20 protein-coding genes and 3 pseudogenes are annotated in these 21041 nt (G+C 69.5%); 11 read left to right on the top strand and 12 right to left on the bottom strand.

Going from position 1 to position 21041, the window contains the following annotated elements; all coding sequences use genetic code 11:
• Positions 1-226: 226 nt before the first annotated feature.
• Both KTR66_RS23725 and KTR66_RS23720 read left to right on the top strand, forming a co-directional pair.
• Positions 227-469, top strand: coding sequence for a hypothetical protein (locus KTR66_RS23725; protein ID WP_213617152.1), 243 nt, complete (start codon positions 227-229; stop codon positions 467-469).
• 253 nt (positions 470-722) lie between these two features.
• A complete protein-coding gene (locus KTR66_RS23720) occupies positions 723-971 on the top strand; it encodes a hypothetical protein (protein ID WP_213617150.1) in 249 nt (82 codons plus the stop codon).
• Positions 972-1108: 137 nt separating this feature from the next.
• On the opposite strand, the pseudogene KTR66_RS23715 reads toward KTR66_RS23720, so the two are convergent.
• Positions 1109-1243 (bottom strand): annotated as a pseudogene (locus tag KTR66_RS23715) (integrase core domain-containing protein); the annotation flags it as partial.
• A 137-nt stretch (positions 1244-1380) separates the two neighbouring features.
• On the opposite strand from KTR66_RS23715, the gene tnpA reads away from it, so the two are divergent.
• The 3 genes from tnpA (at position 1381) to tnpC (ending at position 3765) form a co-directional block, all read left to right on the top strand.
• Positions 1381-1782 carry an IS66-like element accessory protein TnpA gene (tnpA, locus tag KTR66_RS23710; protein WP_371819201.1) on the top strand — a complete coding sequence of 134 codons (402 nt, stop codon included), beginning with the start codon at positions 1381-1383 and terminating at the stop codon, positions 1780-1782.
• Positions 1782-2132, top strand: a complete 351-nt coding sequence (gene tnpB / locus KTR66_RS23705) for an IS66 family insertion sequence element accessory protein TnpB (RefSeq protein ID WP_213617146.1) — start codon at positions 1782-1784, stop codon at positions 2130-2132. The genes tnpA and tnpB overlap by 1 nt, the downstream gene beginning before the upstream one ends.
• Positions 2133-2226: 94 nt before the next feature.
• The gene (gene tnpC / locus KTR66_RS23700; protein WP_213617165.1) at positions 2227-3765 is read left to right on the top strand and encodes an IS66 family transposase; all 1539 of its coding nucleotides are present in this window, start codon (positions 2227-2229) and stop codon (positions 3763-3765) included.
• A gap of 45 nt (positions 3766-3810) precedes the next feature.
• Here the strand turns inward: tnpC and KTR66_RS23695 are convergent.
• Positions 3811-4784, bottom strand: a pseudogene (locus tag KTR66_RS23695) (IS3 family transposase); the annotation flags it as partial.
• A gap of 97 nt (positions 4785-4881) precedes the next feature.
• Between KTR66_RS23695 and phnE the strand changes: the two are divergent.
• A pseudogene (phnE, locus tag KTR66_RS23690) lies at positions 4882-5619 on the top strand (phosphonate ABC transporter, permease protein PhnE).
• 144 nt (positions 5620-5763) lie between these two features.
• Positions 5764-6573, top strand: coding sequence for an NAD(P)-dependent oxidoreductase (locus tag KTR66_RS23685; RefSeq protein ID WP_249732400.1), 810 nt, complete (start codon positions 5764-5766; stop codon positions 6571-6573).
• 333 nt (positions 6574-6906) lie between these two features.
• Here the strand turns inward: KTR66_RS23685 and KTR66_RS23680 are convergent, their stop codons facing one another.
• The 5 genes from KTR66_RS23680 to KTR66_RS23660 all read right to left on the bottom strand — a co-directional run bounded on the left by KTR66_RS23680 (position 6907) and on the right by KTR66_RS23660 (position 12161).
• A complete protein-coding gene (locus KTR66_RS23680; RefSeq protein WP_213617144.1) occupies positions 6907-7635 on the bottom strand; it encodes a DUF3891 family protein in 729 nt (242 codons plus the stop codon).
• Positions 7636-7641: 6 nt separating this feature from the next.
• On the bottom strand, positions 7642-8739 hold the full coding sequence (locus tag KTR66_RS23675) for a microcin C ABC transporter permease YejB (RefSeq protein ID WP_213617142.1): 1098 nt from the start codon (positions 8737-8739) through the stop codon (positions 7642-7644).
• Between the two features lie 223 nt (positions 8740-8962).
• Positions 8963-10795 (bottom strand): extracellular solute-binding protein, encoded by a 1833-nt coding sequence (locus KTR66_RS23670; protein WP_249732399.1) that lies wholly within the window; start codon positions 10793-10795, stop codon positions 8963-8965.
• A gap of 44 nt (positions 10796-10839) precedes the next feature.
• A complete protein-coding gene (gene hisN, locus KTR66_RS23665; RefSeq protein ID WP_213617140.1) occupies positions 10840-11616 on the bottom strand; it encodes a histidinol-phosphatase in 777 nt (258 codons plus the stop codon).
• Positions 11617-11621: 5 nt separating this feature from the next.
• Positions 11622-12161, bottom strand: coding sequence for a cytochrome c family protein (locus tag KTR66_RS23660; RefSeq protein WP_213617138.1), 540 nt, complete (start codon positions 12159-12161; stop codon positions 11622-11624).
• A gap of 143 nt (positions 12162-12304) precedes the next feature.
• Here KTR66_RS23660 and KTR66_RS23655 point away from each other — a divergent pair, with 143 nt between their 5' ends.
• Both KTR66_RS23655 and KTR66_RS23650 read left to right on the top strand, forming a co-directional pair.
• Positions 12305-13039, top strand: coding sequence for a 3-deoxy-manno-octulosonate cytidylyltransferase (locus KTR66_RS23655; protein WP_213617136.1), 735 nt, complete (start codon positions 12305-12307; stop codon positions 13037-13039).
• Positions 13036-13887 (top strand): prephenate dehydratase, encoded by an 852-nt coding sequence (locus KTR66_RS23650; RefSeq protein ID WP_213617134.1) that lies wholly within the window; start codon positions 13036-13038, stop codon positions 13885-13887. The genes KTR66_RS23655 and KTR66_RS23650 overlap by 4 nt, the downstream gene beginning before the upstream one ends.
• Before the next feature lie 25 nt (positions 13888-13912).
• On the opposite strand, the gene KTR66_RS23645 is transcribed toward KTR66_RS23650, so the two are convergent.
• Entirely contained in the window at positions 13913-15256 is a 1344-nt protein-coding gene (locus KTR66_RS23645; RefSeq protein ID WP_213617132.1) for a lytic transglycosylase domain-containing protein, read from the bottom strand.
• Positions 15257-15592: 336 nt separating this feature from the next.
• Here KTR66_RS23645 and KTR66_RS23640 point away from each other — a divergent pair, with 336 nt between their 5' ends.
• Positions 15593-15955, top strand: coding sequence for a hypothetical protein (locus KTR66_RS23640; RefSeq protein WP_213617130.1), 363 nt, complete (start codon positions 15593-15595; stop codon positions 15953-15955).
• A gap of 151 nt (positions 15956-16106) precedes the next feature.
• Here the strand turns inward: KTR66_RS23640 and KTR66_RS23635 are convergent, their stop codons facing one another.
• The 4 genes from KTR66_RS23635 to KTR66_RS23620 form a co-directional block, all read right to left on the bottom strand.
• Entirely contained in the window at positions 16107-17681 is a 1575-nt protein-coding gene (locus KTR66_RS23635; RefSeq protein WP_213617128.1) for a GMC family oxidoreductase, read from the bottom strand.
• A 5-nt stretch (positions 17682-17686) separates the two neighbouring features.
• Positions 17687-19252: an ABC transporter substrate-binding protein gene (locus KTR66_RS23630; protein WP_213617125.1), complete on the bottom strand. Its 1566-nt coding sequence runs from the start codon at positions 19250-19252 to the stop codon at positions 17687-17689.
• Between the two features lie 108 nt (positions 19253-19360).
• The gene (locus tag KTR66_RS23625) at positions 19361-19552 is read right to left on the bottom strand and encodes a twin transmembrane helix small protein (protein WP_213617123.1); all 192 of its coding nucleotides are present in this window, start codon (positions 19550-19552) and stop codon (positions 19361-19363) included.
• A gap of 7 nt (positions 19553-19559) precedes the next feature.
• Positions 19560-20765: an MFS transporter gene (locus tag KTR66_RS23620; protein ID WP_213617122.1), complete on the bottom strand. Its 1206-nt coding sequence runs from the start codon at positions 20763-20765 to the stop codon at positions 19560-19562.
• A gap of 76 nt (positions 20766-20841) precedes the next feature.
• Here KTR66_RS23620 and KTR66_RS23615 point away from each other — a divergent pair.
• On the top strand, positions 20842-21041 hold a 200-nt coding region (locus tag KTR66_RS23615; protein ID WP_213617120.1), incomplete at its 3' end, for a hypothetical protein.

Raw genomic sequence — 21041 nt, 5'->3', positions numbered from 1 at the left:
GACCGGAAGAGATGCTTTTGCCGCAGGGAGGGAGAGCTGCCTCTTCGCCCAGCGGGGGACGACGCCGCAGCTCTGTGTCGTCCGGCTGAGCGAAGGATATCTCTTGATCAGCATTAACTAATCTAGTGATTGCGCAATATGCGTGATGCGGTTAACCATTCCGTTGTGTGTTGGAGGGCCCACTATCCCACCTTCCATCGAAACCAGCCGGACGGCTCAGCTTGGATTGGACTTCTCGATGATTGAATCAGGTACCAGCGAGGGCGCCTCTCGCCTCTGCCAGCAGATATTTCTTCCCGCCTTGCAGAAGGCCGCTTCCGACGCTCGAGCGGCTGATGGCAATCCGTCCAATGCGCTCAACGGCGTCACCATGGCGTTCGGCGAGATGTTGATCGCGCTGATCGGGCGGCCCGCCACTGTGGTGCTGCTACGCGGCTTTGCGGATCATCTGGAGCGCGATCCCTCCTAACTAAACAAGGAGTTCAAGATCATTGTCGCGCCTCGCGGCATCTTGCATCGAGTTGGGTGGCGAGATGTTATTGGACATCTCGCCACCCAGCTTCGTCTTGCGATCTGGCCGTGGATGCCGCGGCCCGCGTGTCTACCAAGGCGTGGGACCGCGCTCACCCTTTGCCGGAACGAACCTCCATCACCCGGTTGCATGAGGCTTCCGCCCGTCAGCCTTGCTGCACCGCTGACGACAGCGAGAGAAGGAGGCATCCTTGCGGGTCTACACTGAAGCCGAGGGTCAGCGGCGGCTCGTTGGTCGAGCAGATATTCCAGACGATGTAGGGGCGATCTTCGAGCTGAATCTGTTCGGAGTTTCGTCAACGATCTCTGAGCATTTCGTCGTTGCTACGATCACCCATTTGGGGCCCGCGCCGCATGATATCCGGGTCGAACGCGTGATCTTGCTCGGCATGGGGCAGCGGCCCGAGATTCTCCCAGGCTGGCAGCCGCTGGCATCTTAATGATGATCCATCCCCCTGGAGCAAACTTCCAACCTATGACGTGCTCCCCTGAATGTATCGACTCAGACGGAGAGTCCGCTGTGTTGTGATCCGCGACCAGTCTTTGGACCGCCGGAAGTTAGAGTTTTCCGGCTTGGTCACGACGGCGGGCTGGTTGCGCCATCGGGATTTTGCAGCGCACAGGGGACCCTATCGCCGATCGCCCCGTGCGGTCTCTCCTCGTTGTAGTATCTGCGCCAAGCCTCCATCTTCTCGCGGGCATCGGCAAGCGTCGTAAGCGTCTTCCCTCGACTGCCTTGCGGCGCGCTGCGTTGATCGGCTGACCTGCCTGGCTGCTGGGTGGAGCGGAAGTCCGTTATCGCCCTTAAGCCTAGGGGTAAGGTCGGTGCCGGACAGTCGATTGGACGAGGTGATCAGCGTGGTGGCGCGTCGTCGCCGTTGGACGCTGGAGCAGAAGCTGTCGCTGGTGGAGGAGGTGTCGCGGCCTGGCGCGTCGGTCGCGGCGGTGGCCGATCGGCACGGGATGAGCCGGAGCCTGCTGTTCGAGTGGCGTCGCCACGTCCGTGAGGGAACGATGTCGGGCGTGGTGCGCGCCGATGCGGCCGCGACGCTGGTGCCGGTGCGGGTCGTGGAGGAGGCGCAGACGAAGGAGACGCCACGCCCGGCGGTAGCGCCGCGCCGGTCTGCCGAGCGCACGGGCAAGGCGGTGGCGGCCGTCGAAGTAGTGCTGTCGAACGGCCGCGTGCTGCGTGTCTCCGAGACGATTGCGCCGGAGGTGCTGGGGCGGCTCGCGGCGGCGCTCGACACCTGATGCTGGCGCTGCATGCCGGGCTGCGCGTGCACCTCGCGCTCGGCGCGACGGACATGCGCAAGGGCTTTGATGGGCTGGCGGCACAGGTGCAGACGGTGCTGAAGGCCGACCCATTCTCGGGCCACCTGTTCCTGTTCCGCGGCAAGCGGGGCGATCTGCTGAAGGCTCTGTGGTGGGACGGCCAGGGCCTGGTCCTGCTGGCGAAGCGGCTTGAGAAGGGCCGGTTCATCTGGCCGACGATCGCGCGCGAGGGCGTGGTGACGCTGACGACGGCGCAGTTGTCGATGCTGCTGGAGGGCCTGGACTGGCGCACGCCGACGCCGAGTTGGAAGCCCGAGATCGCGGTGTAGGCCCTTGCGCCGACGCGGCCACGTCTGAGACGATTCCGACGTGACGCCGCACGCCGACAGCGCACTGCCCGAAGACCCCGCCGCCCTGGCGGCGATGATCGCGGCGCTGCGCGGAGAACTGGCCGAGGAGCGCGCCGCCCGCCGCATGGCGGAGGTTGGCCTGCAAGCCAAGACGCTGGAGGCGGAGCGGCTGCGGGTGCAGATCGCACGCCTCCGGCACGAGCGGTTCGGGCGATCGTCGGAGCGGTTGGCGGCCGAGGTCGAGCAGCTCGAGCTGCGTCTCGACGAGGTGCTGGCCGACATCGCCGCGTCGGGTGGCGTGGACGACGCCGAGGACGAGGCGGCCAGCGCCAAGGCGCCGGAAGAGAAGGCGCGACGCCGTGGGCGCAAGTCGCTGCCGGACAGTCTGCCGCGGCGGGATGTCGAGCACTTGCCTGCTGAGGGCTGCACCTGCCGCGCCTGCGGCGGCGCGCTGCGCAAGGTGGGCGAGGACGTGACGGAGATCCTGGAGTACCGCCCCGGCCGGTTTGAGGTGGTGCGCCACGTCCGGCCCGCATTCTCCTGCCGGAGTTGCGAGGCGATGACACAGGCGCCGATGCCCTCGCTGCCGATCGAGCGCGGCAGGCCGGGCCCCGGGCTGCTGGCCCATGTGCTGGTCTCGAAGTACTGCGACCACATCCCGCTCTATCGCCAGTCGGAGATCTACGGCCGCGATGGGCTGGACCTGCCGCGCGGGCTGCTGGCGGGTTGGGTCGGCAGGTCGGCTGCGCTGGCAGAACCCATGGCCACGTACATCGGCCGCCACGCCCTGGCCGGACCGCGGGTGCATGCCGACGACACGCCGATGCCGATGCTCTCGCCGGGTCGCGGCAGGACGCAGGCGGCGCGGTTCTGGGCCTATCTGCGTGACGATCGACCATTCGGTGGGACCGATCCGCCCGCGGTGCTCTACGAGTTCACGCCGGACCGGAAGGGAGAGCATCCGCAGCGGTGCCTACGCGACTTCCAGGGCATCCTGCAGGCCGACGCCTATGCCGGGTTCAACGCCCTCTACGAGACCGGCCGCGTGGTGGAGGCGGCGTGCTGGACGCATGCTCGGCGCTACTTCCACGACGAGCTGCTGGCGAACGGCAGCCCGATCGCGCGCGAGGCCATCGAGCGCATGCAGCCGCTGTTCGCAATCGAGGCCGAGATCCACGGCCAGCCGCCCGAGGCGCGCCTCGCCGCCCGCCAGGCGCGCTCGGCGCCGGTGATGGCTGATCTGCACGCCTGGCTCGAGGCGACGCTGCGGTGGATCTCCGGCAAGTCGGACCTGGCAAAGGCGATCCGCTATACGCTGGCGCAGTGGAGCGCGCTGACGACGGTGCTGCGCGACGGCCGCGCCTGCCTGCACAACAACGCCGCCGAGCGGCGGATGCGGCCGCTCGCGCTGGGTCGGAAGAACTATTTGTTCGCCGGGTCGCTCGAGGGCGGCAGGCGCGCCGCCATCATCTACACCCTCGTCGGCACCGCGGAACTGAACGGCTGGGATCCGCAGGCGTATCTCCGCGTCCTCCTGGACCGCATCGCCGACCACCCGATCAACCGCATCGGCGATCTCGCGCCCTGGAACCTCCGGCCCGACACAGCCTGACCACCGTCAAGCCGCCGACGCCGTAGCCGTCAGTGCACGCTTACCAAGCGTCAGGAACCAGTGGGTGTTCAGGCACGCCGCACGGAACCGGCCGTTGAAGGCCTCGATGTAGGCATTATCCGTCGGCTTGCCCGGCCGCGAGAAGTCCAGCGCGACCTCGTGCGCGTAGGCCCACAGGTCGACATCACGAGACACGAATTCCGACCCCTGATCCACGCGGATCGTCTTCGGATAGCCTACCGTCGCGCAGACACGCTCCAGCGTGTGGACCACATCCTCGCCGCGATAGCCGAACCGAGGATCGATCACCGGCGCATAACGGGAGAAGATATCGACCACCGTCAGCACGCGCAGCCGAGCTCCCGTCGCCAGTTGGTCGTGTACGAAGTCCATCGCCCAGGTTTCATTCGGCGCCACAGCATCACGACGGTCCTCGCGCAGCTTCGCTTTCACCCTCCGCTTCGGCGCCTTGTGCCGCAGTTGCAGGCCCAACTCAGTGTAGATCCTGCGGGTTCGCTTCTGGTTGATCATCCAGCCCTCTTGTCGCAGCAACACATGCACGCGCCGATAGCCGTATCGGACACGCGTCTTGCAGATCGCCTTGATCCGCTCCTCCAAACCGGCCTGTCCGTGCCGACGCGACTTGTAGTGGTACATGGACGTATCAAAGGCCAATGCCCGGCAGGCCCGCCGGATCGATACGTCCCAGTCCACTTGCAGCCCATCGACCAGCTTGCGCTTGCGAGCAGGCCTCCGATTCTTCGGCGGATGGCGTCCTGCAGCATCTCCCGATCCAGCGTCAGATCCGCGACGATCTTCTTCAGCTTGGAATTCTCCTCCTCAAGCTGCTTCAGCCGGCGCATCTCCGTCGGCAGCAGCCCGTCATACTTCTTCTTCCAGTTGAAATAGGTCGCCTGGCTGATGCCCGCCTTGCGGCAAACCTCCGCCACCGGAAGACCCTCGGCGCCCTGCTTCAGCACGAATGCCTTCTGCGCCTCCGTAAATCTCGATGCCTTCACCGTTCTCCGCTCATCCCAGCCAGGGAAATCTCAGCAGAAAACTCCAACCAAAAGCGATCCAGTTTCCTGGTCGCGGATCAGGCTTCGCCGCGGCGCGCTGGCGGTGCTGGCGCTGCTTGCGCTCTGCGCCGCGGCCCTGGCGCTCACCGGCTTCTTCGATGCGCAACGTTTCGCGGACGGCCTGCCCGCGCTGGCCCAGCTCGCCGATGAGATGGTGCCGCCGGATTTCAGCCGGTGGCGCGCCTGGGTGCGGCCCTTGCTCGACACGCTCGCCATGTCCGTCGCCGGCACGGCGCTCGCCGTCGTGTTGTCACTGCCGATCGCCTTGCTGGCCGCGCCCAATGTCTCCCCGCATCCGCTGCGGCTAGGAGTGGCGCGGACGCTGCTTTCCTTCCTGCGCTCGGTGCCCGAGATCATCATGGGCATCATCTTTGTGGCCGCGGTGGGCTTCGGCGCGCTGCCCGGTGTGCTCGCGCTCGCGCTGCACTCGGTCGGCATGGTCGGCAAGTTCCACGCCGAGGCGATCGAGCACGCCGATCCGCGCCCGATCGAGGCCGCGCGGGCGGCGGGTGCCTCGCCCGCGCAGGTGGTGACGCATGCCGTGCTGCCCCAGGTGCTGCCGCAGTTGGCGGACGTGACCATCTATCGCTGAGAGTATCATTTCCGCGCCTCCGCCGTGCTGGGCATCGTGGGGGCAGGGGGCATCGGCTTCGAACTCATCGCGGCCCTGCGGCTGATCGACTATGCGCAGGTCTCGGCCATCCTGCTCTGCATCCTGGCCTGCGTCGTCGTTATGGACGCACTGGGCTCGGCCCTGCGCCGACGCCTCAAATGAGCGCGCGCATCCTCTGCACCGCGCGCATCTTCCCCGAGACCGCGGCCCTGCTGGCGCCGGCGGGAGAGATCGGACATCCCCCACTGCTCCGCGCCCAGGCCGCGGGCCGAGCTGCTGGCGCGGCTCAACGAGGCGGAGGCGGTCATGGCCTTCATGACCGACCGGGTGGACGATGCCTTCCTCGACGCGGCCCCCCGCCTGCGCGTGCTGGCCTGCGCGCTGAAGGGCTATGACAACATCGACGTGTCGGCCTGCCATGCGCGCGGCGTGGCGGTCTCCATCGTGCCGGATCTGCTCACTTCGCCGACGGCGGAACTGGCGGTGGCGCTGACCTTGGGGCTGGCGCGGCATCTGCGCGCGGGCGATGCCGTGGTGCGCGCGGGGTTCGAGGGCTGGCGCCCGGAGCTCTACGGGCTGGGCCTGGATGGCGCGGCAGTCACGATCCTCGGGCTTGGCGCACTCGGCGCCGCCATCGCAGCACGGCTGGCGCCCTTCGGTTGTAGCCTGCGCGGGGTGGATATGGCGCGCGACGTGCCGGGTGTGGTGCGGATGGGTCTGGAGGACGCCCTGCGCGGCGCGGATGTCGTGATCGCGGCCCTGCCGCTAACGCCCGCGACGCGCGGCCTGATCGGGGCGCAGGCGCTCAGCCTGCTGCCGCCGCATGCGCTGCTGGTGAATATCGGGCGGGGCTCCGTGATCCGCGAGGCGGATGTGCTCACGGCCCTCGAGGCCGGCCGCCTCGGCGGCTATGCTGCGGACGTCTTCGAGATGGAGGACTGGGCGCTGGAGGACCGGCCCCGTGTCATCCCACCAGGTCTGCTCGCGCATCCGGCGACGCTGTTCACGCCGCATCTGGGCTCGGCGACGCTGGCCGCACGGCGGGCCATTGAGGCGTGTGCCGCAGCCAATATTCTGGATGTGCTGCAGGGCGGGGCGGCGCGCGATCGAATCTGACGGCCGGGCAAGGGCGGCGCGCATGCCTGATCGGCAGATGGCGGAACAGGCTTGGCGCCATGCGGTAGCCGGTTGTCGCCTGAGAGGGCTCGGAAGCGGGGCGCACGACCTACGGGGGCATGAAGCCGACGAGCCAGGTCATTCATTTGTCGCGCTTGCCACACTGGTCGAGCCCGCGGGTTGCAACACGAATGGAAGAACAGTTCTCCATAAGCCGAACCCTGTCCCCGATTTGAACCTGCGAGCTTGGCTGGGTAGGTTGACGGTATAGTAAAGACCAGCCCCTCAAACTCCCCAGCAAGAACCTCAGGTTCTTGCATCTCCGGTCAAGCATCATGCGGCTGAAAGCTCGAAGACCAAGCGCTCGCGAGGGGCGGCCGCGATCCCGGCGCGCATCGCCTCCGCATCCGCGAAGCGGCCTGGCAAGTGAATCGTCTCCGTCTCCAGCGTGATGCGTGGCACCGCCAGCGGCCATGGGTCCAGCGTCGCCACGCGCGCGCCGCGGCGGATCAGCGTGGTGCCGTTGCAGTCGAAGCGCTCCTGCCCCCAGCACAGACCGAGCGCGATCGAATCCACCATCGCGATCTTCCGCTGGTTGGCCGTGACCTGCGCCTCATCCACGCCGAGCTTCGCCATCAAATCCGCGCTCCAGGCCACCTCGCGCGCCATGTAGCCCTCCATGGCAGCCAGGCTCTCCGCACTCGGCGCCATGCGGTTGCCGAGGATGCCCAGGCGATAGATGTGGCTGCCATGGCGCAGGATCAGCAGCCCCGCCCAGAGCCCCCAATTGGCCAGCGCATCGCGCACGCCCTGCTCCCACATCGGCACATGCTCATGGCCGGAGAGCGCGTTGAAATGCCGCGGCAGGCCCGTCGCGGCGTCGAATTCGGGTTCGCGCTCCCACTCCATCCAGGCGCAGTCATGCTGGGCGGCGGCGTTCACCACCGGCTCCAGCGGCACGGGCGGCTCGGCCAGGGCGCGCATGAGCTGCCCGGCCAGCACGGCATGGGCGGGTTGCGGCGTGGCCAACACGCTGCCGTCCGTCTGGGGCCAAAGGATCATGCGCGCCTACCTTCGCGATTCGAAATCAATGCGCGGGTCCACCAGCGTATAGGTGAAATCGCTGACGATCTGCATGATGAGCCCGAGCAGGGTGAAGATGTAGAGCGTGCCGAACATCACCGTGTAGTCCCGCCGGATCGCCGCCTCGAAACCCAGCAGGCCGAGCCCGTCCAGCGAAAAGATGATCTCCACCAGCAGCGCGCCGGTGAACAAAATCCCGATGAAGGCGGCCGGAAACCCCGCGATGATGATGAGCATCGCGTTGCGGAACACATGGCCGTAGAGCACGCGCTGCTCGCCCGCGCCCTTGGCCCGCGCCGTCACCACATACTGCTTGTTGATCTCCTCCAGGAAGGAGTTCTTCGTCAGCATGGTCAGCCCCGCGAAGCCGCCGATCACCAGTGTCAGCGTCGGCAGTGCCATGTGCCAGGCATAATCCCAGACACGGCTCCAGAAGGGCCAGGTCTCGCTGCCCGAACTGACCAGCCCGCGCAGCGGAAACCACTGCACGAAGCTGCCGCCGGCGAACAGCACCACCAGCAGGATCGCGAACAGGAAGCCCGGGATCGCATAGCCCACCAGCACGATGGCGCTCGTCGTGAGATCAAACCGCGTCCCATCCCGCACCGCCTTGCGGATGCCGAGCGGAATCGAGATCAGATAGATGATCAGCGTGGACCAGAGGCCGAGCGAGATGGAGACCGGCAGCTTCTCCACCACCAGGTCCCAGACCGGCCGGTCCCGGAACAGCGACCGCCCGAGGTCGAAGCGCATATAGCCCCAGAGCATCTCGCCGAAGCGCACATGGGCCGGCTTGTCGAAGCCGAAGGCGCGCTCGATCTCCTTCACCACCTCCGGATCGAGCCCGCGCGCCCCGCGATATTGCGACCCACCGCCTTCCGCCGTCGAGGTCGGCTGCGGCCGTGTCTCGTTGGAGCCCTCGCCCGTCAGGCGGCCCATCGTGTCGCCCTGGCCGCGGATCTCCGCGATCATCTGCTCCACCGGGCCACCGGGCGCGAACTGGATCACCGCGAAATTGATCAGGATGATGCCGAACAACGTCGGCACCACCAGCAAGAGACGGCGCAGCAGGTAGCCGGTCATGGGTGGGCGTGCGCCGCGGGAGGGCGCTGCCCTCCCGGACCCTCCCGCCGGGGACTTTTGGTCCCCGGGCCCCTTGAGAGTGTTGTCGCATGGGGGTGGGGGGTGGCGGCCCAGGGGCCGTCACCCCCCACCCCCATGCGACCAAGTCCAAGGGTCCAGGGATCAAGATCCCTGGCTGGGGAGCGCGAGGGGGCAGCGCCCCCTCGCAGGCGCACGTCCCCCATCACAGGCTCCGCTTTGCCTCTTGCAGCGCGCGGTCGCGCGTGGGGTCGATCCACCAGCTGTCGAAGCCCAGCGCGTATTTCGGGTTGCGTTCGGGTCGGCCGAAGCGGTCCCAGAAGGCGATCCAGAAGGCGCGGTTGTGCCATTGCGGAATGACGAATTGCCCGTGCAGCAGCACGCGGTCCAGCGCGCGGGTGCGGACGATCAGTTCCTCGCGGTCCGGCGCGGTGATGACGAGTTCGACGAGGGCATCAATGACCGGGTGGCAGATGCCGGCCACGTTCTGCGAGCCGTTCTCCTGGGCTTTCGCGCAGGTGAAGTAGTCGCGCTGTTCATTGCCGGGCGAGAGGGACTGGCCCATCACATCCACGGTCATGTCGAAGTCGAAGGCGTCGATGCGCACCTGGTATTGCGCCGGGTCCACCGTGCGGACGCGGGCCTCGACGCCCAGGCGCTGCAGCCATTGCACATAGGGCAGGGCGACGCGCTCGAAGCTGGCGCCGTTCAGCAGGATCTCGAATTCGAAGCGCTGCCCTTGCGCGTTGACCAGGCGCCGGTCCCGGATGGTCCAGCCGGCCTGGCGCATGAGGTCGAGCGCGCGGCGCAGGCCTTCGCGGTTGTTGCCGCTGCCATCGGTCGTGGGCAGGCGGTGCTCGGTGGTGAAGACGGATTCCGGCAGTTGCGCGCGGAAGGGCGTCAGGATTTCCAGTTCGCGGCCGGTGGGCAGGCCGGAGGAGGCGAGCTCGCTGTTCGAGAAGAAGCTGGTGGTGCGCGCATAGGCGCCGTTGAAGATATTGGCGTTCAGCCATTCATAGTCGAAGACCTGCAGCAGCGCCTCGCGCACGCGCGCATCCTGGAAGAGCGGCCGGCGCAGGTTCATGACGAAGGCCTGCATGCCGGTGGGCAGCTGGTGGCGGATTTCGTCGCGCTTGACGAGGCCGCGGCGCACCGCCGGGAAGTCGTAGCCCGTGGCCCAGTTGCGGGCGATGTTCTCGGTGCGGAAATCGATCTGCCCGGCCTTGAAGGCCTCGAAGGCCACGGTGACGTCGCGGAAATACTCGTAGCGCATCACGTCGAAATTCTGCGTGCCGCGCCGCGTGTTGAGGTTCACCGCCCAATAATCCGGCACGCGGCGATAGGCGATGCTGCGGCCGGATTCGAAGCGGTCGATGCGATAGGGGCCGGAGCCCAACGGCACGTCGAGCGATGGGCGGGCGAAATCGCGGCCTTCCCAGTAATGCTTCGGCAGGATCCACATCTGGCCGAGGATCAGCGCCAGCTCGCGATTCTCGTTGGTGCGGAAGCGGAAGGTGACGCGGCGCGGGCCTTCCACCACCACCTCGCTCACATCGCCCCAATAGGCGCGGTAGAAGGGGCGGCCCTGGGTGCGCAGCGTGTTGAAGGTCCAGGCCACATCCTCGGCGGTGATGGGGCGGCCGTCATGCCAGCGGGCGGTCTCGCGCAGCTCGAAGGTGACGCCCATGCGGTCGGCCGGGATTTCGATGGTCTCGGCGAGGTGGGCGTATTCGGTGCTCGCCTCGTCGGCGCTTTCGATCAGCAGGCTGTCATAGAGGTTGTTGAGGCCGACGGCGGCCGTGCCGCGCAGGATGAACTGGTTGAAGCTGTCATAGCTGCCGAGCGCGGTCAGCGTGACCTCGCCGCCTTTCAGCGCATCCGGGTTCACCCAGGGAAAATGGGGGAAGTTCGCCGGCAGCGCGGGCTCGCCGAGCAGCGAGAGCGCGTGGGTGCGGATCGGCCCCGCGGATTGCGCCCCAGCGGCGGTGGCGGCGACCAGCCCGAAGCCGGCGGCGAAGAGGTCTCGGCGTTGCATCATGGGGAAGAGATTGGGGGTGCGATGCGCCCAGGGCAACCGGCAAGTCAGCCGAGCAGCGAAAGGATCTCCGGCAGCAGCGCGGCATCACCGACGGCGATCACCTCGCCCTTGCTCTCCAGCGTCAGCGTGCGGCCCTGCCAATCGGTCATGCGCCCGCCCGCGCCCTCGATCACCGGCACCAGCGCCGCCCAGTCCCAGGGCTTCAGCGTGCCCTCGACGACGGCATCCACCAGGCCGAGCGCGATCAGCCCATAGGCATAGCAATCCCCGCCCCAGGTGACGCGGCGCGCGGCCTGGCGCACGCGCTCAAAGCGGGCGGCGCCGGTGGCGTCGAAGATGTCGGGCGAGGTGCAGGAGAGTTCGGCGGTGGCGAGGCTGGCGCAGGGCCGGCAGGCGGCGGTGCCTCCCATCGGGCTCACGAAGCGCGTGGACTGGCCCGCCACGCCAATCCAGCGTTCGCGCGTCACCGGCTGGTCAATGAGGCCCAGCACGGGCTGGCCCTTGTGCAGCAGGCCGATCAGCGTGCCGAAGAGCGGGCGCCCGGTCAGAAAGGCCCGCGTACCGTCAATCGGGTCGAGCACCCAGAGGTAGTCCGCATCACCGCGCTCGGTGCCGTATTCCTCGCCCATGATGCCATGGCTGGGGAAGCGCTCGGAGAGATAGGCCCGCAGCGCACGTTCGGCCGCGCGGTCGGCCTCCGTCACGGGCGAGGCATCGCCCTTGGCTTCCACCAGCAGGGCGGAACGAAAAAGCGGGCGGATGATGCCGCCCGCCAGATCGGCCGCCGCTTCGGCGGCCGCGATGAACTCGGCCGGAACCAAGCCGCTTACGGCAGCGCGGCGGGCGTGGCCGCCAGGCTGCGCAGGTAGAGGATGATGTCGGCGCGCTGCGAGGCGCTGTTCACGCCGGCGAAGGCCATGCGGGTGCCGGCCATGGCGCGGTTCGGCGCGGCGATGAAGGCGTTCAGCGCCTCATAATCCCAGGGCTTGTCGGCCAGCGCGCGGTTGGCGGCGCTATAGTTGAAGCCCGGGGCCTGCGCGTGCAGCTTGTTCACGATGCCCCAGAGATTCGGGCCCACGCCGGCGCGGCCGCCATCATTGAAGGTGTGGCAGGAGGCGCAGAGGCGGTTCGCCAGGGCGCGGCCATTGTCGAGGTTGGCGGCGGCGAGCAGCGGCCCGATCGGCTCCACCGCCGGAGCGGCGGGCGCGGCCGGGGCGGCGGCGGTCTGCGGCGTGGCGCCGATGCTGATGGCCGAGCGCTCCAGCTTGTGCGGGTGCACCACCAGGCCACCGATCACGCCGGCGCTCATGAAGGTGACGCCGGCGGTGAGGACGGCCGCGAAAATCTTATTGGCTTCCAGGCTCATGCCGAGCTGACCCTTCTCAACGACTGGGCGGCTTGGGCGCCGTTTGCGCGATGCCGTCCCCTGACTTATTCGTAGACTTCCATACAGGCGGTGCTGCGTTGCATCAACCGTCCCCGGCCCTTGTTTCACCCACGGAATTCAGCGTGAACCCCATCATCATCATCCCCGCCCGCATGGCGGCCACCCGCCTGCCGGGCAAGCCGCTGGCCGAGATCGCCGGCCGGCCGATGATCCTGCATGTTCTGGAGCGCGCCAAGGAGGCCGGGATCGGCCCCGTGGCGGTGGCGGCGGGCGAGCCCGAGATCGTGGAGGCGGTGGAGGCCGCCGGCGGCCGGGCGGTCCTGGTGGCCGACGACGTGCCAAGCGGGACGGACCGCATCCACCGCGCCCTGGCTCAGCTCGACCCCTTCGCCGCGCATGACGTCGTGGTGAACCTGCAGGGGGATTTCCCGACGCTGGAGCCCAATCTGCTCTGGTCCGTGCTCAAGCCCCTGGCCGACAAGGCCGTGGATATCGGCACGCTGGTCTGCCCCATCGCCGATGAGAAGGAGGCCAACACCGCCTCCTTCGTGAAGGCCGCCTGCGCCTTCCCGGACGGCGCGGAAGTGGCGCCCGCCCTCTATTTCAGCCGCAATCCCATCCCCTGGGGTGATGGGCCACGCTGGCACCATATCGGCGTCTATGCCTATCGGCGCGCGGCGCTGGATCGCTTCGTGCGCCTGCCGGAATCGCCGCTCGAGCGGCGGGAGAAGCTGGAACAATTGCGCGCGCTGGAGGCCGGCATGCGGATCGGCGCCGCGCGCGTCGAACACGGCCCCTTCGGCGTGGACACGCCCGAGGATCTCGAACGGGCCCGTCACCTCTTGGGAAACACATGAACCAGATCATCGCCTTCCAGGGGGTTCCTGGCGCCTATTCCGATCTCGCCTGCCGGCATGCCTATCCCGGCTGGACCACGCTGCCCTGCCCAAGCTTCGAGGCGGCGATGGCGGCCGTGCGCGACGGGCGGGCAGACCTCGCCATGCTCCCCTGCGAGAACAGCCTGGCCGGCCGCGTGCCGGATATCCATCGCCTGCTGCCGGAATCCGGCCTCTCGGTCATCGGTGAGCATTTCGAGCGGGTGGAGCACTGCCTGCTGGCGCGGCCGGGCGCGAAGCTGGAAGGCATCCGCCGCGCGCACAGCCACCCCATGGCGCTGGGCCAGGTGCTGAAGGTGATCAAGGAGCTCTCCCTCACCCCGGTGATCCAGGCGGATACGGCGGGTGCCGCCGAGATCATCGCCCGCGAGGGCACGCTGGAGGACGCCGCCGTGGCGAGCGAGCTGGCGGCCGAGGTCTATGGCCTGGAAATCCTGCGCCGGAACGTCGAGGACGCCTCGCACAACACCACGCGCTTCTACGTCATGACGCGCGAGCGCAAGCTGCCGCCGCCGCAGGAGGTGCCGCATCCTGTGACGACCTTCGTCTTCCGCGTGCGCAACATGCCGGCCGCGCTCTACAAGGCGCTGGGCGGCTTCGCGACCAATGGCGTGAACATGACCAAGCTGGAGAGCTACATGCTCGACGGCGCCTTCACCGCCACGCAGTTCCTCTGCGACGTGGACGGCCATCCGGATGAGCCCGGCCTGTTCCGGGCGCTGGAGGAGCTGCGCTATTTCTCGCGCGAGCTGCGTGTGCTGGGCACCTATCCGGCCAGCCCCTTCCGGCTGGCGCATGAGGGGCGCTGAGCGCGCCCCTCCTCAAGCCTGAACCTCAGATCTGCCCGGGCGAGAGCGTGTTGCAGCCGCTGCGGCTGCGCAGCCGGTCGCAGGCCTGCTGCGCGCTGGCCTGGGTAAGCCCGGTGACGCGGGCGCGGAACAGCGTGCCGCGACCGACCTGAACCGGCGTCACCTGCACACGGCCGCCGACGCTGGCCTGGGCCGCCTGGGCCGCCTGGCGCGCCAGCTCGGGCGAGCTGAAGGCGCCGACCTGCACGCCCCAACCGCCCGGCGAGGCGGCCGCGGGTGCCGCGGGGCGGAAGCCGGCCGGCAGGGTGCCGGCCTGTGCGGTGCTGATCAGGCCGAAGGCGCGCTGCGGCTGGGCCAGCGGCTGCGCCGCCACCGGCGGGCGGCTGGCGAGCTGGGCCGGCGCGGCCATCGGCTCGCGACGGACGCCGCTTTCGGCAAGCCGCGCAGCGCCCTCCGGCGTCGAGCCATCGGGGATCGGGTCCATGCGGGCCACGATGATGCGGCCATCGGACGTGACCTCGCCTTCGGGCTGGCTGGCACGGGCGGCGCTTTCGGCAAGGCGGGCAGCGCCTTCAGGCGTGGAGCCATCGGGGATGGGCTCCATCGCCACCACGCCGCCGCGGCCGAGCGAGGAAGCAGCCACGGGCGCCGGGGCGGCGGCGGCCATGCGGACCGGCGCGGCGCTGGGCTCGGCGGCGGGCAGGCTGGCGAACTGCGCGTTCTGCTCGCGGATGGCGCGCTGCTCGGCCAGGGCCGTGCGGGTCGTGGCATCCATCCGGCGGGGTCCGGGCGGAACGTTCAGCGGGATTTCGCCCGCGGCGTAGATCTCCGGCGGCGCGCGGCGAACCGGGCTGCTGGTGATGACGCGGGGACCCACGCGGGCGACGTAGTTGCGCGTCTCGGCCGGCAGGCCCTGATTGGCGTAGAGATAATTCTCGAGGCGGCGCGGGCCGGCATTATAGGCCGCCAGGAAGGCAGGCGAGCCGTAGAGCTCATACATCTGCCGGATATAGGCCGTGCCGGCCATCAGGTTGTCGTAGGGGTGATAGGGGTCGTCGCCCAGGTCGTGGCGGCGCTGCAGCTCGCGATAGGTGCCTGGCATCACCTGCATCAGGCCCATGGCGCCGACGGGCGAGGTGGCGCCGGCCCGGCCGCCGGATTCCTGGCGCATGACCTCGCGGATCCAGCGCTCCGGCACGTCGAAGCGGCGGGAGGCCTCGCGGATCCAGGGGCCCCAGGGGTCGCTCGGCGGGCCCGGCGGGTCGTAGCTGCCGCGCGTGACGGCGGCGGAGCGGGTGGGCGCCGTCGGCGTCTGCGCGCAGGCCGCCAATAGGCAAAGGACCGAGATCGCGGCCAGGGGCCGGCTCAATGCCTTGCTGCGCCCCAAAAACGACTGGGCCATGCTGTGGAAACTCCCCCTTGCTTCACCGCTGAAGAATTGCCCCGAACCACCCCCATGGCGCGGAACGCAGCAGCGAATGTCCCTGCGGCAAGACGACCGGGGACGGGGGACTCATAACGCCAGGCTCTCCCTCAAATCAAGCAAAGAAGTCTTTCCTGTGGCAGGGCATGGAGCGGCGCCCGTCATTCGGTGCGTGATTCATGCCGTGATTCAAAGCGCCGCGCGGTGATTTCATGCCGGGCCCTCATGCTCTACAAGGCAGGCATGCGACACCTGCGATGGCCACTGCTGCTTCCCCCGACCTTGGCCCTGGCGACCTTGGCCCTGGCCGGCTGCGGCGGTGCCACGCCCGAGGCGACCGCCCCGATCCCCATGGAGCAGGTGGCCGAGCCCGCTTTCGAGCGCGGCACCATCCTCGGCACGCGCCCCCTGCCGGCCGCCGCGCCCGGCGAGCCGCGCCTGCGCCTCGTCTCGCAGGTGGTGGGGGCCGCGCGTGGCGCCGGCAGCCCGGAGACCAATGCGGTGGAGGTCGTGGTCCGGCTGGAGCGCGGCAACCGCGACGTGACGCTGATCCAGCCGGCCGAGCCCTGGCTGCGTGTGGGCGCGCGCGTGCGCCTCACCCCCGGCCCGCGCCCGGTCCTGACGCGCGAGCTGAGCGGCGCCTAGAGCCATTTCACCGCAAGCAAAGACGGTGAAACGGCTCCAGCACGTTGTTTTCACGCATTTTCCGAGTCGCCAAGCAAAGCTGCTTGGCTTGAAAATGCTCTAGCTTTGCCGGGAGGCTGATTCACGCCCTTGGCGATGCCGCCAAGGGCGATCAGGCTCCAACCTCGGCCCGCATCCGCCGCGCCAGGTTCTCGCCGATCATCACGCAGGTGAAGTGCAGATTGGCCCGGCAATCCGTCGGCATGATGGAGGCATCGGCCACGCGCAGCCCCTCCACGCCGCGCACGCAAAGATCCGGGTCCACCACGCCGCGCGGGTCCTCATGCGCCGTCATCCGGCAGGTCCCGGCGGCGTGCTGGATATCGCCCGCCTCGGCCAGCATGACCGCGTCCAGCTCGTCATCCGGAAGCGCCGCGGCTTCGGGCATGGAAAGGCTGGTCTCGCCGAAGGTGATGCGCTCCGCCAGGCGCGCGAGTTGCTCCCGTGCGGTGAGGCGCGCCAGGCGCCGCACGCCGTCGCGCAGGCGCAGCCGGTCGCGCGGGTCGGCCAGCATGTTCTCATCCACCTCGGGCTGCGCCTCTGGGTCCGCCGAGATCAGGCGCAGCTCCCCACGCGAGAAGGCGTCATAGAGCGCGACACCCACGGCGCCGCCCGGCGCGGGCTCGCTGCCTTCGCCCAGGCCGCGATGGTTGTAGGCGATCATGATCATGTCCCGCTCGCCGCCGCCGGCCAGCCGGCTGGAATAGGTCAGGCAGCAGTTGGTGTGGCGCGCATCGGCGCCCTGCGCGCGGAATTCAGGCCTGAGCGGCAGGGTGGCGCGCAGGATCGGGTGGTCCATCAAATTCTGTCCGACATGCGGCAGATCGCGCTGGACCGCGATGCCCAGCGCGCTGAGGGCGGCGGCCGGGCCGAGCCCCGAGCGCATCAGGATGGCCGGGCTGTGGATCGCCCCCGCGCAGAGCACGATCTCGCGCCCCGCGACCTCCTCCCAGACATCGCCGAAGCGCACGCGCAACCCGCGCGCGCGGCTGCCTTCGAAGAGCACGCGGTCCACCAGCGCGCCACCCCGGATGGTGAGGTTCGCGCGGCCGCGCGCCGGCTCCAGATAGCCGTCATTGGTCGTGACGCGCACACCGTTCCGCAGGTTGATCGGGTTGCAGGAAATCCCCTCGCCCTCGGGCGCGTTCAGGTCGGGCTTCCAAGGGTAGCCCTCGGCGAGCGCGGCATCACGCAGGCCGAGATCCACGGCACCCCATTCGGCAATGGGCATGCGGAAGACAGGCAGCGGGCCGCCCTGGCGGATGCCCGGCGCCACGCCCGTATCGGCGTCGTCCTCGATCGCGTCGTAGAGGGGCAGCACGTCGCGCGCCGACCAGCCCTCGCAGCCGGCCTCGGCCCAGGCGTCGAAGGCGGCGGGCACGCCACGGATGGCGATCTGCGCGTTCACCGAGGAGGAGCCGCCCAGCGCCTTGCCGCGCCAGTAGAATTTGGGTTCCTGCGCGGCGGTGCGGCGCGTCATCAGCCCCGGCCATTGCCATTGGGCCTGATGCGCCGGGTCATGCATGAAGGGCAGGATATTGGCGCTGCGGAGCGCCGCCGGCGCCTCGGCCGAGCGCCAGTCCCGCCCGGCCTCCAGCAACAGCACGCGGCGATGCCCGTCCTCCGAGAGCCGGGCGGCCAGCGGCGCGCCGGCCGAGCCGGCGCCCACCACGATCACGTCATACACGGGTGCTACTTCTCCACGTTCCAGAAGACGGGAATGGCCGAGGGCACCAGGTTGCGCAGATTGGCCCGGTGCAGGGCCGGCTGGGCGAATTGGCCCCAGGGCAGGGTGATGACCTCGCTGTAGATCAGCCGCTGCATCTCCTCGATCAGGCGCATGCGGGCCGCGTGGTCGGGCGCCTTGGTGAAGGCGTCGAACAGCGCCGTCAGCCGCTCGTTGCAGTGATAGCCGCTGGCTGGAATGCCCGAGCAGGTGAAGGCCACGAAGGGGTTGGTGATGGGCGACTGCAGGTCGATGCCGATGGCGTGCACGCCGAACACATGCCAGCCGTCGCGCCGCGTGCGGCGGGCGAGCAGCGAGGCCCAGTCCATCACCTGCATGTCCACGTTGAAGCCGGCCTGGCGCATGCGGTTGGCCAGCACCTCCGAGGAGATGCGCGCCGCCTCCAGGTCATTCGCGACCATCACGATCACCGGCTCGCCATTGTAGCTGGTGGCGCGGAGTGCGGCGCGCGCCGCCTCGATCGAGGGGTCGCGCGTCACCTCGCTGCCGGCGGTGGTCTCATAGGGCCCGCCGCAGACGAAGATGGCCGCGCAGGTGCGCTGGTATTGGCTGGAGAGGCCGAAGGCGGCCATCACCTCCGCCTGGTCCACCAGGCGCAGCAGCACGCGGCGGATGGCGGGGTCGGCGAAGGGGCCGGTGGCCGCATTGGTGCGGTAATGGCCGGTGAAGGTGTCGAGGCCGGTGAAGCCCAGCACGCGCACGCGGCGGTCGCGCTCCAGGCGGGGCAGCAGGTCGAAGGGCGCGTACTGCATGTAGTCCACCTCGCCCGCCTGGATGGCATTGGCCGCCGTCAGGCCGTCGGGCACCACGCGCAGCTCCAGCGCCTCGATGCGCACGGGCTTGCCGCCGGCGAAGAGGTCATTGGGCTCGGGCCGTGAATTGTAGCGGGGGTTGCGGCGCAGCAGCATGCGGTCGCCCGGGCGGTGATCCTCGCGCCGGTACATGAAGGGGCCGGAGCCGATGATTTCCGTAATCCGCTCAGTGCCGGGCGTGCGCGCGAGGCGCTCCGGCAGCATGAAGGGGCCGGGCGAGGCGGCGGTGCCGAGGGTTTCCAGCACCAGCCCATAGGGCTCCTTCAGCGTGAGGGTGAAGCTGCGCGCGTCATTCGCCTCGATGCTGGCGGTGGCGGCGAGCAGCCGCGCCCCCAGCGCGCTGCGCGGCGCCCAGCGGCGGAGCGAGGCGACGCAATCCGCGGCCGTGACGGGCGTGCCGTCATGCCAGAGCAGGCCCTCGCGCAACGTGAACCGCCAGGTGAGCCCATCGGGCGAGGTGGTCCAGCTCTCCACCATCTGCGGCTGCGGACGGCCGGCGCGGTCCATGCCGAACAGCGTGTCGAACACCATGTAGCCGAAGGTTCGGCTGATATAGGCCGTGGTGAAATGCGGATCGAGGGTGACGACCTCGGCCTCCAGCACCGCGGTCAGCGTCTGGGCGCGGGGCGCGGTGCCCGGCAGCGCGAGGCCGCCCAGCAGGAGAAGGGCCAGCCACCGGCCAAGGAAGGGACGCGCCATCGGGATCTCCTGCTGCAATGCAGCGGGAAGCCTAGGTGGCGGTGGCAAGCCCTGCCAAGGCCGCAAGGATGAAGAGCTTGTCATCCGGCGCGGCGCACCGGGTCGGCGTCAGCCCTTCAGGCTCAGCATGAGCAGCGCGAAAAGCACCAGCGCGGCGCCCTGCAGCAGCACGCGATAGCGCATCAACTTCTGCGAAGTGGCGCCGCTCGCGCCGCGCGCCATGCCGATCAGCCCGGCGAAGAGGACGCCCAGCGTCGCCAGCATGGCGAGCGCGACGAGGATGGTGAGGAGCGTTTGCATCACCCCATCATGGGGCGGGCCGCGCGAAGCGCAACCGGGCCAGCGCGGCGGCGCCCGCCAGGCCGGCGAGCCCGCAGAGCGCGAAGCCGAGCGAGAAGCCGCCCGTGCCCAGCACCAGCGCCGAGAACAGCGTCGGCGCCACGATCATCACGCCCGCGAAGACGAAGCCCAGTGCCGCCGTCGCGGCGCCCACCCGGCCAGGGGGCGCCACGCGCGCCACCTCGCTCAGCATCACGCCGTTCCAGCCGACGGCGGACGCCCCCATCGCGACCGCGACGATGGCGATGATGAAGCTGGGCCAGCCCGGCCCAGCCAGTGCCAGCAGCCCGCAGGCCCCGCCGATCGCGACGCCGAGCGCCAGCAGCACGGGCAGCGCGCCGATGCGGTCCGCGATCAGGGCCCAGGCGATGCGGCCCGCCACGCCGCTGCCTTGGGCAAGCGCCAGCATGAGGCCGGCCTGCTCCAGCCCCGCCCCCATCACCTGCACCTGCCAGACCACGAAGAAGGAGCCGAAGCAGAATTGCGCGATGCCGTAGCTGGAGGCAGCGAAGGTCAGCGCCCGGATGCGCTGGTCATCGCGCAGGATGGAGAGGCTCGATTTCGCGTCCTGCCAGGGGCGCAGCGGCGCGCCGCCGGGCCCGGCGCGGTCCGTGTCCAGCACCGCGCGCAGGGGTTGCAGCGCAAGCGCCAGCAGCAGCGAGAAGCCCGCCATGGCCAGCACCGCCGCGCGCCAGCCATGCTGGGTGGCCAGGATGGGGGCCACGGCCGCCACCATCATCGCCCCGGCCGGCACGCCGCATTGCTTGAGGCCGAAGACCAGACTGCGGATGCGCGCCGGCGTGCGCGGGGCCAGCAGGTGGCTGCCGGCCGGCGTGATCGGCCCGTGCCCGAGTCCCGCCAGCAGCGCGGAAAACAGCAGCGCGACGGGATGCCCGATGGCGGCCAGCGCGATGCCCGCCCCCACCACCACCAGCGCCCCCTGGCAGACCCGGATGCCGCCATGCCGCTGCAGCAGCCCCTGGGTGATGGGCCCGGAAAACAGCGCCCCGGCATAGACCAGCGCGGTATGGATGCCGGCCAGGCTGGCCGAAAGCCCCGTCTCCGCGGCGATGGCGGGTGCGAGGACCGGCACCGTCAGGAAGGCGCCCATCCCCGCCATATGGGTGCCAAGAAGGGCCAGCATGATCAGCCAGATGGAGGGCGAGGGGCGCATGAATTCCAGGATGGTGCATGCTGCGTTGCGGCAACGCAACTTGACCCCAGGGGAATGTGCGGGGAAAGCAGGGCGCATGCTGCTTCGCGCCATACCCCTCCTGCTGCTTCTGCTCGCGCCCATGGCGCTGGCCCAGACCGCCGCGCCGCGTCCCGCTGCCCAGCCAGCCCAGGCCCAGCCAACCCAGGCCCCGGCGGCCGCCCCTGCCGCCACCCCCGCGCCCCCCACTCCGGCCAACGCCGCCCCGGCCACGCCGCCCGCCGCCCCTCCGGCCGC

The organism is Roseococcus sp. SDR (assembly GCF_019083995.1).
Classification (GTDB): domain Bacteria; phylum Pseudomonadota; class Alphaproteobacteria; order Acetobacterales; family Acetobacteraceae; genus Roseococcus.
The sequence above is the reverse complement of the archived record's forward strand: the minus strand, read 5'-3'. Positions and strand labels throughout refer to the sequence as shown.